Below are 12817 nucleotides of genomic sequence, written 5' to 3'. Positions count from 1 at the left end.
CAGGCGTTAAATCGCTTGAGCGCATCGAGCGGCACTTCCATGTGTATCCGTTGTTTAAGGGAGCAGTGTGTTTTTACTGAAACGCAAAGGTAATCATCGCCTTCAGCTGACTCGCACGGTATCAGAGCCGGGGCGCTACCAGGTAGACCTGTACCTGTTCACCCCGCACGAAGACAGCCTGACCGCCTGGACGCTATCAGAGCAGCAGTTTTTGTTTACCTCGATCGAGCATCGGTTCAGTTTGCTTGGCCTGCCCGAGCAGGACCGTATCGGCAAATCCAACCAGGCTTTCGCCCTGCTCTCGCCCCACTACGAAATTACCTTTGGCTCTTGGCTGTTTCAGTACCGCGCCTCCATGGAGCGTCTGCGGCAGCAAATCGACAACTCTGGCCTGAGCGTTGATCTGATCAACCGGGCCCTACGCCTAAGCCGCAATTTTGCCCAGCGTTTACGCAACTCCTCCCCGGCCAAAAGCAGCCAGCAGCGCTACTACCGATTGGCCGACATTTATTACTCGTGGCATACCGAGCAATTCCTGCTGGAATGTCTGGCGATGGAAGGATTTGACGAGCTGGGGGAAGAGGTTCGCAACTCGATCATCGAATTTCTGGAGCGGGAGTACCAGCACCGCCAAGAGCACGAATACCAGAGCAGCTTTAAAGGCAACGCCACACGGGTATGGAACCGAATGGGCCTTTATCACCGACTGCTTGAGTATCCAGTGCTACTCAGACCAAAAGTAATCGAGCTTGGCGAGGGAACACGAAAACTGGTTAAGGCTGTGTCTACCACGCTGATTATGGCGCTGTTCACTTACATACTGTTCAACACCCGTACCATCAGCGAACAGTTGTCACTGAGTTTGTTATTCGGCATCGCACTGATCTACGCCGCAAGGGACTTGTTGCGCGATGACATGATCACCGCGATCACCCGCTGGTTACGTAAGGGCAAACCTCGTTGGAAAATCCGCCTGCTAACGCCCTACACCAACAAACCGTTCGCGGGTAAACGCGTGTGGCTGGATTACCGAAAGCGCTCAGACCTTCCCAAGCAGGTGAAAGAAAGCTCTGGAAAATGGGTAACAAACGAAGCCCAGCAAATCGTGTGCTACCGCTCAGTGACTTACTTTGATCATTCGGCACTGGAGAAAAGCCATCTTCAGGAGCGCCTGAGTCTGGATTGTGAAGCCCTGTGCGAAATGATTCAGCCCACCAACAACAAGCTGTATACCTGGAGTGAAAAAGGCGACTTTACCTCTGAAATCAAAGCGCACCCCATCGAGAAACAACACGACTACGACCTGCTTCTGGTGTATTCCCAGACCGGCCAAGAACACCCGGCGGCCCAACGCTGGAGCCTGCGGTTAAGCAGCAGCGGCATTGTAGAGTGCGAAAAGAAGAAGGCGAACTGGCCCAAGCCGGAAGGTCAGGAAAAGGGTAAGAAGAAAAAAGACACAGAGAAAAACAAAGAAACGTGCCAAAACGGCAATTGAGGCGCAGGCAATTATCGGCTGCAAAGAGTGTAGTTAAATCATACAATAAAGTCTTTTAGGGGCGCTGGACGCTGCTGCCGTACCTTCACAGGAAAGCCCATGTCAATCCAGCTTGATTTTCGCACCCTCAGCCTGACCTTAATGCTGTTTAGTATTGTGTTCGGGCTCGGCATGTTCGCTTACGCCAGAGAGCATGCCAAATTCTCCGGTATTAAAACGATCGGTGCCGGTTATTTTCTGATCGGTGGCGGTTGCGTGCTACTCGGCCTACGCCATTTCATTCATGATTTTGCCTCCGTTGTGATTTCCAACCTGGCAATCATTATGGGCGTAATCCTGATCTACCGGGGACTGTTCCGGTTTCTGGGTATCTCACTGCGCTTTGAGCGTTGGCTAAGCCCTGCCCTTTTGGTGCTTCTTGCACCGGTTTTGTATTTCTATACTTTCCACGCTCCCGATGTCAGCATGCGCATTCAAGCATTCTCAGCCACTTTTGCTATCGCTTCTTTTATCGGTGCCTGCGGGTTATTACAGCAGCCTGAAACCCGAAGCCGTTCGGTCGCAAGAATGCTTATTGCCATGTTTCTGACGGTGGCTGCCTTTTTTATCTTCCGTGTGATTTGGTCGTTTTATGACATTCCGCCGGATGACTTCATGAATGCCGGCTTACTCAGTTCTTTGGCGGTACTCGCCGGTGAATTTGTGGTGATTTCATCGTCGTTTGCCACGATCTGGATGGCTTCCGATGAGTTGCAAAAAGAACTGTCAGAAATCGCCCGCATCGACCCATTAACGGGGACGTACAACCGACGGGCATTCGACGAAGCCTGTGAAATCGAGTTCAGCCGATCACTGCGTTCGGGCAGCGCGTTCACCATCATCATGTGCGACTTGGATCACTTCAAGAAAGTAAACGATCAGTACGGCCATCATATAGGTGACCAGGTTCTGAGACACTTCGCCGATATCCTGAAAGATCGTGTGCGCCAGCATGATGTAGTTGCTCGATTTGGCGGAGAAGAATTTGTGTTGCTGCTACCAAACAACAACACCGAGCAAGGAAGGCTCGTTGCCGAGCAACTCAGAGCGAAAACGGCGGCAACCCAGATAGCACTTGGCCGTGATATTAACCTGGCGATATCAGCGAGTTTTGGCGTGGCCCAATACTGCATTGGCGACAGCGAGTGGAGTGCGGTGCTGCATCGTGCCGATAATGCGCTTTATGAGGCCAAAAAACAGGGCCGGAACCGCGTTGTTGTATCGGCTTCAGCCGATCAGAGCTTGGAAGCTGACCCTGCCCCCGTGAAATAAACGGCGCTACTTTTGTGCCTTTTTCTCCAATCTGGCTTTGGCTGCCATGTATTTAGGCGTGCGCCCAACGTCTTCGTATATGGGTTCACCCTCTTCTACCCGGATCACTTTGTCGCCAGGCACGTAGGGCATTTGTTCTTCAATCCCCAACAAGGTGGTGCTGATAAGATTGGCCAGTAAATCATTGGCCGGTAAATCATAAGTTTCAGCAAGCGCTTCTATCTTGATCAGGTCCACCTTATTGAGAACAACCTCGGTACTTACCTGCTCTTGGACCTGGTTCGAACGTCGGTCCCAATCATCGAGCATGTTCTTGATTAAGTTGCTGGTCATCTTGGACTCCAATTTCTTTTAGGGAACCGGGGTAAACCGTTGCTTCCTGGAGCGTAAAAACAGTTCCTACAAAGAGCGTAGCACTGATTAGACGAGTTACTTAACCAAGCGCGAAGACTAATTGCCAATGGTCACTCCCGCATCCAAAACCCAGCAGCGATCATTGTGCGAGTATCCAAGCTGACCATAGTACGAATTAGCTGCTGGTACTGCGATGAGTATCAATTTGCAGAGCGGCCCGAGTTGATCCTGGGTCAATGACTGTAATCGTTTGCCTATTCCTGATCTTTGGTAGCTCTGATGAACCGCCAAATCTGACAGGTAGCAGGCATAGTGAAAATCCGTAACGCAGCGAGCGATGCCCACCAACAAATCACCATCCCATGCGCTTACGACGAGATTGGAGTTGGAAACCATCCCCTCCATACATGCTCGGTCATGGGTTGGCCGACGCTCCCCGAGGGTCGAACTTTCCAGCAAACCGATGAATTGATCGGTGGTAATGGGGTGATTCACCTTGAAACTGATAGTCATACCTCTCCTTGGCAATTAACGCTTTCAGCATGCGCGCCTACGGAATGGAGCCGAAGGCGCAATATAGTGGGTGTCGCCGTGCCTGCACTGGTTATGTGCTGCCTTAAGCCGCAACAAGCCTTTTCACGTTGAGCTCTTTGCGATGTTGTTCGGCATGCCAGAGCTCATATTGGGACTGTTGGTTCAGCCAGCTCTCTGCAGAGGTATCAAAAGCGATAGAGAGCCGGATAGCCATCTCGGGACTGATACCGGCCTTGCCGTTCAGCACGGCACTCAAAGTCTTGCGGCTAACGCCCAAAGCTTCTGCAGCCGCCGTGACAGAGATGCCGAGTGGCTCAAGACAAAGTTCTCGCAATACTTCACCAGGGTGTGGGGGGTTATGCATCAACATTCGCTGTACCTCAGTGATAATCTTCATAGTTCACAATCTCGGCATCTCCATCTTCAAATCGGAAGGTCAATCGCCAGTTACCGCTAACAGTGACTGACCATATACCAACGCGATTGCCGGAGAGTTCGTGCAATCGAAGACCGGGCAAGTCCATATCTTTGGCATCCGATGCTGCGTTCAATCTACCGAGAATAAGCCGAAGCCTTTTTGCGTGGGCGGCCTGAATTCCTGTGGTGCTGCCGGACTTGAAAAATTTGGCCAAGCCCTTGTGTTTGAAGCTTCGTATCATTTCCTGAGCGTACCCTGTAACGTATCAGGTGTCAATCTGATGCAACGCGAAGATAAGCGGTGGCCCGACAGGAACGTCCGGTGGAGGTCAACGGCCGGAACGAACTTAATCGACTTGTTAAAACCTGCCATCAGGGTCCACCGGGCTTAACCAGGCGCACCGCAACGTTACTGTGATGCGATCCAGTTTGGGTCTCATTCTGTGAGCCGAAAAGATTTACCCACTGACCCTGAACCAACAGCAACTCGCCGTTGGCAGCACTGTTCCCATTACTCGTAGAGTGATTGCCAGCATAGTTGAATTGAAATTGGTCGGGCGAGCCTGCAACTGGCTTGAGTTTGTAACCTATGGCCAACTCGCTTGAAGAAGCAAAGCCATCATCCTTGCTCGACACACTAACCTTTAAGAGACTGGACTCCCTGAGAAAACTTGGCAGCAGGTCGGAGGGTGCGCCATCGGTTTTGGTGGCGAGGCACTCACAGTACCTAACCTCCAATACCAGCTGTTGATTTGCGAGATAGTCCTCAGGAGCCGAGTTTTCGGCAAGGGCAATAATGGGGATCAAAGATAAAAAAAGCAGAGTAGTTTGCGATGCGATCCGTTGCATGTGACCTCCTGTGTTTTCATTTTAACGCTTGGCTTTGCGGCGTGCCGGAGCATAGCGTAGGCCCTTCCGCGAACAGCCTCTGGTTATACGGACTTTGCCACCAACATCTCAGTAGCACCCTTTTGAAACCGGTAACTAACAGGCTGCAATGAGACATCCATTCCATCGGCAGATAATGCGGTCAATACCTGATCTAAATATTTCGAGACCTCTCCGTCTAAGGACACAACAGGAAAGACACGGACTTCGGCCGCCACTCTGCATAGCTCCCGCACTGATGCGAGGTGAGTTGCCCCATCCACATGGTCACTGTAGAGGAAAAGATAGTGGGAGCAGAGTGCCAAATCGAACTCGGAATCGGAAAACGGCAGCTTCGGCAAAGACGCCGATAGATACCGCCCTTGCTGAAAACCCGCCTCAAAGTCGGCCAGGAATCTCGACATGGCATTCATACGGATCTCGCCAAGTTGCTCGACGCTACTCAGTGACTCCCAAATATACTTGTCTGCGTCCTGTCGCATCTTAGTCATGATTTCCGGGTACACTTCATCAATCCGGCGACGTATTTCGTTGACTTGAAACTGGTAAACCGGATCACAGGAAGTGACTTGGCAGCCGCGGTCTGTTGCCTCTACATTGAAGCTTGCTGGGCCATCACCGCAACCAAGGATACGCTTGTTCAGGTCATCCTCGGACAATCCGAACATCGCCTGATACTCTTCAAAAGACCGGCCCCACGGGACTACATTGGTTAGCTTCAAATGTGACTCTCCATAGTCTGTATAACAGCAATTAGACCGCGTTCCACGATATTGCAAAAAAGTGCGTTCTACATAACTCCGCACCACCCTTTCCTTTCGGGCATTCAATTTACCAACCTAAACAATAGCTTAGTTTATTGCAGTTTTGGCAACAAGTAATCGCGTGACCTCTCATTTTTGCTCATTCAATAATGACTGGTTGCGCTTCAGCGCGGCTACGAATTGGCGATGCCGAGGGGGAGGCAAGATTTCATTAGGGAATCATTGGGCGACATGGATAAAACAGGTTACTTAAGATGGGGCTTTAAAACGCAGGCGTAGGTTCCGTAAGAAAACACAGCCGAAGCGGTCTACATTAGGTCTGATTAGCGAGAACGAAGACGGTTAACCTAGGAGGGAATCGGCTAACTCGTTGATTTAAATGGTGCCCGGAGCCGGAATCGAACCGGCACGACCGTGAGGTCGAGAGATTTTAAGTTATTAGCGCCCTTCTTTGAACAAATTTGAATAAACCTTATTATCAATTTAAAAACAACCACTTAATCGGTATCCTTGAAAACTTATGTTTGCGGTTGTTTGAAGAGATCCGCTAGAATTTGATCGATTTTGTCTACATGGCGTCTACATGAAGACGCAAGAGACTCAGAGGGAACTGCTAGTGGATCACGTTAAAACGACGTTTGACCGTCTCCAATCCTTCATCGACTCGGGTATGTCGATGTCACACATCTACCAGCCGGTGATGCTCGCGTACTTGCTCGAACATCAAGGCGAAGCCTCTGCCGAAGACATTGCCGAGTCGATCTTGTTACACGATGACTCCCAGCTTCGATATTACAGAGACATTGTGAAAAAGATGCCGGGCCAGGTGCTCGCCAAACACGGTGTGATAGAGAAGGGACCAAAAGGCTCCAATCGATTTTTCCTCAGAGGGTATGACGAGCTCTCCCCGTCCGAACGCAAGAGACTTCAGCTCCAGTGCGAGATTAGGCTCGCTGAATACGTCGAAAAACGAGGTAAAGCGGCAATCTTTGCTCATCGAGATCATTCCCGCGACGAGATCCCCGGCTCTTTACGTTACGACACCCTTAAGGCGGCGGAATTTCGGTGTCAGCTCTGCGGTATCCCGGCATCGGATAAAGCCCTGGAAGTGGATCACATCATTCCCGTGAATCACGGCGGCACCAACGTCCCACACAACCTTCAGGCGCTCTGTTACTCCTGCAACGCCATGAAACGGGACCGGGACGACACCGATTTCCGCCAGTGGCCAGAGCAATACGCCCACCGGCAGCCGGACTGTTTGTTCTGCGATCCTGCCGGGAATCAAATTGAGGTGCTAGCTGAGAACGAATTGGCGCTGCTATTGAAAGATAACTTCCCGGTATCGCAGGGGCACTGCCTCGCGATCCCTAAACGGCACGCCGAAACCTATTTTGATTTGAACCCCGCCGAGCTGAACGGCATCAACCACCTACTCCGGGATCAGCGAGAAGCCCTAATGGCGGAAGACGCCAACATCACTGGCTTTAATATGGGCACCAACGCCGGAGCCAGCGCGGGCCAGTCGGTGTTTCACGCTCACGTGCACTTGATTCCCCGCCGCGACGGAGATCAAGAGAATCCTAGAGGTGGCGTCCGGAAGGTATTCCCGGATAAAGCTGACTACTGAGGCGCGACATGAGAATCACCAAAAGCTTTGTCGATAAAGTCGATATTCCCTTAGCAATGCCTGATGGTAAGGGCCGTCAGGCGTTCTACCGCGACACAGCAATTCCGGGATTTGGTCTAAGAGTGACGAGTGGTGGCGTTAAATCCTTTATCGTTGAGAAACGTGTGGACGGGAAGGTCAAACGTATCACTCTAGGCCGCTACGGTAACCTCACTGTCGAACAGGCCAAGAAAGAGGCCATGAAATTTCTAGGCAAAGTGGCCACCGGCGTGAACCCGATTCGAGAAGCTCAGGAGCAGCGTGTCCAACGGATCACTTTACAAGATGCCTTTCAGGACTACCTCGCGACACGAAAGAATCTCAAGCCCAACACTCTGAACGACTATCAACGCTCCATGCGTGAGATGTTCAAAGACTGGCAGAGCAAGGCGCTCAAGGATATCAGCCGAGATATGGTGCTGAGTCGCCATGCGGAATACGGTCAACGCAGCCCGGCGCGGGCCGACAACGGGATGCGGATTCTACGTGCGGTATTCAATCATGCTCTGCAACGTTACCAGGATGCTTCCGGTAAACCCTTTCTGGTCGCGAACCCGGTCGATGTCCTGAGCCACCAACGCGCCTGGTACAAGGTCGAACGGCGCCAGAGCCTCATCAAAGATCACCAGCTCAAAGCCTGGCACGACGCAACGATGCAGTTGAACACGCAAACCACGCGGGATTACCTGCATTTGGCGCTGCTCACCGGCCTCCGTCGCACCGAGGCGGCAACCCTGACTTGGGACCAGGTGGACTTCAAAGAAAAGACTCTGACTATTACCGATACCAAGAACGGGCGGGTCCATCGCCTGCCTTTCAGTGACGCTATCGAAGCGCTTTTAAAGCGCCGTCATGAAGTCCAGGAGAGCCCTTTTGTGTTTCCCAGCGACGCAGAGCGTGGACACCTCTCAGAGCCCCGCACCGCGATCAAGCGTGTGTGCGAACTTTCGGGTGTGACGTTCACTATGCACGATTTACGGCGCACCTTTATTACGGCCGCCGAACGGCTCGATATTCCGGCATACGCCCTCAAACGGCTCATGAACCACAAAGACCCGAACGATGTCACAGATGGCTACATCATCTTCGATGTCGAACGTCTACGAGGACCCATGCAAAAAATAACGGACTTTTTTGAAGCTCAGTTCAAATTGGACGATCATACTCAATCCTAAATTCGTAGTCGCAGCTCCCTGATGAACTCGGACCAAACGGATAGAGATACAACCAACGGAAGGCGAGAAGACATTATGTCTGATGAGTGCGACAAAACAACTGAAGAACTCAGAACGCAAGTCTTCGAGACGCTAGGCCGGTGTGTGCTGAACCTGCAAAAATACGAACTTGGAATGAAAGGGTTTCTTTCAGTGTTGGAGATGGAAGGTACCCCCAAGACCTGGCAAACAAATCTCCATAAGCGACAATCCCATTACAGCACTAAGACCCTTGGTCAGTTGATAAGCGACTTTACCGGTAGTCATATATCGTCCGAGACTGGCAATGAGTCGGAATCGGAAATAGACGATTCGGCACTTCCGACGGATGCAGTTCATTTTAAGACAACATATAGCATTGTCGCAGGCGAAGACGACTATCAGACGTTACTTGATGATTTGACCTACCTGGTCGAAACGAGAAATGAGCTGGTGCATCATTTCCTTCAGCGCTTTCCTTTGGACGATCAAGATTCCTGTCTGCAGGCTATCGACCACCTTGAAACCGTGCGACAAATGCTCAAGTCTCATATGGAACGGCTCCAAAGTTGGGACCAAGCGAGGGTAAGAGGTATGTCCGCGCTGAAGGGTTTCCTCCTCTCGCCGCAGTTCGATGCATGGATCAAGTTAGGTTTTATCCCCGGAGAAAATATTGACTGGCCCAGCGCCCGTGTCGTCGAGGAATTGAAGCGCGCAGAATCCACGCTTGGTAAAGACGGGTGGACGGACCTGACGCTCGCCATTGAAGTTATTAAGAGTCGAAACCCTGACCTTACTCCCAAGGCACACGGATGCGTCAGTTGGCGAAACCTGCTCCATACCTCGGATCTCTTTGATATTCGCCGGGAACGAGGGCAAGCCGCAACTTCCATCACGTTTTTTAGGAGCCGGTGACTCCAACCTTCAACTTCAGTTTGGACCTAGCCAAGCTGCTAACATCTTCGAACCTCAAGGACAATTCGATGCTGCATTCCGACATTGACCACCTAAGCATCTGGGAAGTCGCCCATCGGTGGTACGATCAGGATCCAAATAATTCGGATCCGAGCGCTCTACCCCTGCCTGTTCAGGATATGCTCCGGACGGTTACACGAATGCAATACCGGCACGATATTCAGGTTTGCAATGAGAACGGAATCGTCTTGAAGGATGAAAAAACCCTTGTCGATTTCGAACACTACGTTGATTTCGAATCATCCGTCACTGAAGAAACAACGCACGAAGAGATCGATGAAAAAACTGGAGAGCCCAAGACCGTCACTGTCTCGATGATTTATGAAGATCCAGAGAACCCTTTGACCGACGATGAGCGCTGGGAACGGTATCAGGAGTTCTCGGAGAGATGGTTGAGGCGACATGCGACCGCAACGAAAGATTTCCCTCAATGCTTTAAGAACCGCATTTTTGAGCGACAAACGCTGGAGCGGGTACATATCAACAAGAACAGTGTTTGCGACCTGTGCGAAATCCTCAAGCTTCCACTTCCTTCTTTCTGGTTTACCGAGATTGAGCGTCAGGAGCATCAGAACAAACTGACTGGCCAAACCGGTGACGATGAAAAGGATATGCTGCCAGGGCGAATCAAACAGGACCAGATCGACAAATTTTGGTCCAAGCTTGCCGACAAGCAAAAGCATCGCGTTTTATGCCGGGAAATCGCCCAGGAACTCTGGAAGGCGTCCCCGAACCTCAGTATTGCCGATATCTGCAAGCATGAGGCAATCCGACGTTTTGGCGGTGGGCGTTACTATACGAAACCCGACACCTTAAGGGATTGGATTAAGGACCTAGATCCAAGACCAGCGGGAAGCAAGAAAGGCGGCAGACCCCGATCAAGCTAAAACTAAAACTCCCCGTCTAGCGTCAGAAACTCCCCGTCTGAACCAGACGGGAATATTTACTTTCCCCGCTTAACGTCAATGTGTCTCCGACAGCAACAAACTCTGTTGGAGACACGCAATGAACAAAGCACTTTTCACAACTAAAGAAGCCGCGGAGCTTCTAGGTGTCAGCAAAGCCTTTCTTGAAAGAGATAGGTGGGCCGGTGCCCGAGTCCCGTTTGTCAAAGTTGGCAGCCGGGCAGTTCGTTACCGTCTATCGGATCTTGAGAGTTACATCGAGCGCCAGATACGTCACTCAACCTCTCAGGTGGCCTAATGGCCGAGGTGATCATAACGTTAACGGATCGAACTACCGTCAACCGACCGTTACGGAGAGTTTTTCCTCACAGGTTCGTTAACGGACAACGAGCATCCGTTAGTTCGTTAACGACCCTCCCTGTACCTTATAGGGTACACCCCCAACAATCAGCAGGTTCACCAGCCCCTACCCCTGCCCTATTATGGGCAGGTACACGTTATGTTCTGGGGGTTGCATGACACCCTCAGACCAAAGGCAATTTGCGTTCTATCGAACCAAGGGCCGGTTATACACCATCGGCACGCGCCAAACCCGACAAGCGGTAACCCGGTTCCGTAAACGGTTCCCTAGGGTATTCCCTAAGCTCGAACCCCACCTGTACCTAATAGGTCAGGATCGGGGGTGCATTGCGTTGGAAATGGCCTTGGAGGATCTGGAATCAAAACTACAACGACGGGATCTGAAGTTCACCATAGACGATACCGAGCTAAAGGACTTTGCTAGAACCAAGGCAAAAGCCTGCGGCGAAACCAGCGTGCGAATCAAAGACACGAAAGAAGCGCTGCGAGCCATCGCCAGACTGTTAGATCGTTACGCATTTAACCTCCCAAACAGCCACACGGACAAAGGGTGCATCGAACGAACAAAATGTGAAAGGTGGTGGCGCCGCCTTATTCGGAAAGAACAGAAACGGGTATTGGACAACGTAGCCCGTGAGTATGGCCTCGTTTCCAAGCAAAAGGGCGTTTATGTATCCGATTGGGGGTTAAAACTCCATCAGGAACAGCTAACCCGCAACCGTTCCCTGCTTGAAGAAATGATCGCGGTTAACGATCAGTGCCAGGAATACACCCTCGCGGAACTGTCAGCGCTGTCGGTTAGCAATCCATATGTTCGCCGATCAGAGCTAATCGTTCGTGCGTCCGGCTTTGAGAAGATCGCCCAAGACATGGGCGATGCTGGGGTATTCCTGACCTTAACCACACCCAGCAAATACCACCCCGTCAAAATAAGTGGTCAACCGAACCCCAAATATAACGGATCGACACCCAGCGAAGCCCAGAGTTACTTGAATTCGGTGTGGGCGCGCATTCGAGCCCAGCTAGACCGAGACGAAATCCGAACCTATGGGTTAAGGATCGTAGAACCCCACCATGACGGAACCCCGCATTGGCACCTGATGCTGTTCGTTGAACCCAAACACAAAGCGCGCATGGTTGAAATCATGCGGGACTATGCCTTGGAGGAAGACGGCGACGAACCGGGAGCACAAGAAGCCCGGTTCGAGGCGGTTGATATTGATTATGACCGAGGGTCAGCAACCGGCTACATCGTTAAGTACATCTGCAAGAACATCGACGGCGAGTTTCAGGAAAACGGCGAGGATGCCGAAGACTGGTATGGCAACCTGACTAAAGATGTTGCTGCACGTGTCCGCGCCTGGGCCAGTATCCATGGAATCCGTCAGTTTCAACAACTCGGCGGGCCACCTGTAACCGTCTGGCGTGAGTTACGTCGCTTGGATCATGCCGATGACGAGGTTGTAGAGAAAGCCCGACAAGCAGCGGACAAAAGCGATTGGGCGGGTTTTATCGAGGCGATGAATGGCCCGTGTGCCAAACGAGCGGATCAGCCCATTAAAACAGCAAAATGGCTAGAGTTTGATCAGGATACAGGCGAGTACCTGGATAGCCCAGTTAATCAGTACGGCGAACCGGCTAAAGGCAAGCTGTTTGGCCTGTTTGCTCAAGGCCGATATTGGATCACGCGAACGCTGCGATGGGAGATCAAGCGACCGAAGAAGGCAGAGTCCGAGATTAATCCCGGTTCCTCCTGGCTGGATCGCCTTCAGCAACTAACCCAGGTCCGGGAACCTACAGAAGCGGAAATCGCCGCATTGCCCGAGGACACCGCGTATACCTGGGAGAAGCTGAGTGGTGAGGTTCATCCGCCACCTTGGAGTTCTGTCAATAACTGTACGGCATCGAGCCGGCGATAGTAGGCCAACTTATCAGCTCTAAACTCATTCACT

14 protein-coding genes are annotated in these 12817 nt (G+C 51.6%); 8 read left to right on the top strand and 6 right to left on the bottom strand.

The features are described 5' to 3' along the window. The first annotated feature begins 67 nt into the window (after positions 1–67). Together DOQ08_RS04970 and DOQ08_RS04965 are read left to right on the top strand one after the other, a co-directional pair. Positions 68–1495, top strand: coding sequence for a hypothetical protein (locus DOQ08_RS04970; RefSeq protein ID WP_206074772.1), 1428 nt, complete (start codon positions 68–70; stop codon positions 1493–1495). A 99-nt stretch (positions 1496–1594) separates the two neighbouring features. Beyond that, complete coding sequence (locus DOQ08_RS04965; protein ID WP_114333761.1) at positions 1595–2806, top strand: GGDEF domain-containing protein; 1212 nt, start codon at positions 1595–1597, stop codon at positions 2804–2806. A 6-nt stretch (positions 2807–2812) separates the two neighbouring features. Here the strand turns inward: DOQ08_RS04965 and DOQ08_RS04960 are convergent, their stop codons facing one another. The 6 genes from DOQ08_RS04960 to DOQ08_RS04935 form a co-directional block, all read right to left on the bottom strand. Further along, entirely contained in the window at positions 2813–3139 is a 327-nt protein-coding gene (locus tag DOQ08_RS04960; RefSeq protein WP_114333760.1) for a hypothetical protein, read from the bottom strand. Between the two features lie 117 nt (positions 3140–3256). Further along, positions 3257–3673 carry a GNAT family N-acetyltransferase gene (locus tag DOQ08_RS04955; protein WP_114333759.1) on the bottom strand — a complete coding sequence of 139 codons (417 nt, stop codon included), beginning with the start codon at positions 3671–3673 and terminating at the stop codon, positions 3257–3259. A gap of 103 nt (positions 3674–3776) precedes the next feature. Then, positions 3777–4064, bottom strand: coding sequence for a HigA family addiction module antitoxin (locus DOQ08_RS04950; protein WP_098420643.1), 288 nt, complete (start codon positions 4062–4064; stop codon positions 3777–3779). Between the two features lie 10 nt (positions 4065–4074). Next, positions 4075–4353, bottom strand: a complete 279-nt coding sequence (locus DOQ08_RS04945) for a type II toxin-antitoxin system RelE/ParE family toxin (RefSeq protein WP_114333758.1) — start codon at positions 4351–4353, stop codon at positions 4075–4077. A 130-nt stretch (positions 4354–4483) separates the two neighbouring features. Beyond that, the gene (locus DOQ08_RS04940; protein ID WP_114333757.1) at positions 4484–4960 is read right to left on the bottom strand and encodes a hypothetical protein; all 477 of its coding nucleotides are present in this window, start codon (positions 4958–4960) and stop codon (positions 4484–4486) included. Between the two features lie 83 nt (positions 4961–5043). Continuing rightward, complete coding sequence (locus DOQ08_RS04935) at positions 5044–5721, bottom strand: SAM-dependent methyltransferase (protein WP_114333756.1); 678 nt, start codon at positions 5719–5721, stop codon at positions 5044–5046. Between the two features lie 625 nt (positions 5722–6346). On the opposite strand from DOQ08_RS04935, the gene DOQ08_RS04930 reads away from it, so the two are divergent. From DOQ08_RS04930 to DOQ08_RS04905, 6 genes are all read left to right on the top strand, one after another. After that, a complete protein-coding gene (locus tag DOQ08_RS04930) occupies positions 6347–7393 on the top strand; it encodes an HIT domain-containing protein (RefSeq protein WP_206074771.1) in 1047 nt (348 codons plus the stop codon). Positions 7394–7401: 8 nt separating this feature from the next. After that, entirely contained in the window at positions 7402–8607 is a 1206-nt protein-coding gene (locus DOQ08_RS04925; RefSeq protein ID WP_114333755.1) for a tyrosine-type recombinase/integrase, read from the top strand. Positions 8608–8682: 75 nt separating this feature from the next. Beyond that, the gene (locus DOQ08_RS04920) at positions 8683–9540 is read left to right on the top strand and encodes an OST-HTH/LOTUS domain-containing protein (protein ID WP_114333754.1); all 858 of its coding nucleotides are present in this window, start codon (positions 8683–8685) and stop codon (positions 9538–9540) included. Between the two features lie 248 nt (positions 9541–9788). Next, on the top strand, positions 9789–10487 hold the full coding sequence (locus DOQ08_RS04915; protein ID WP_133297156.1) for a hypothetical protein: 699 nt from the start codon (positions 9789–9791) through the stop codon (positions 10485–10487). 118 nt (positions 10488–10605) lie between these two features. Further along, positions 10606–10803, top strand: coding sequence for a helix-turn-helix transcriptional regulator (locus tag DOQ08_RS04910; protein WP_114333752.1), 198 nt, complete (start codon positions 10606–10608; stop codon positions 10801–10803). Positions 10804–11020: 217 nt separating this feature from the next. Next, on the top strand, positions 11021–12784 hold the full coding sequence (locus DOQ08_RS04905; RefSeq protein WP_165823611.1) for a replication endonuclease: 1764 nt from the start codon (positions 11021–11023) through the stop codon (positions 12782–12784). Positions 12785–12817 lie beyond the last annotated feature (33 nt).

Origin of the sequence: Marinobacter litoralis, assembly GCF_003336705.1 — a bacterium.
Classification (GTDB): domain Bacteria; phylum Pseudomonadota; class Gammaproteobacteria; order Pseudomonadales; family Oleiphilaceae; genus Marinobacter; species Marinobacter litoralis.
Note: the sequence above shows the minus strand (reverse complement) of the source record. Positions and strands in the feature narration are given on the sequence as shown.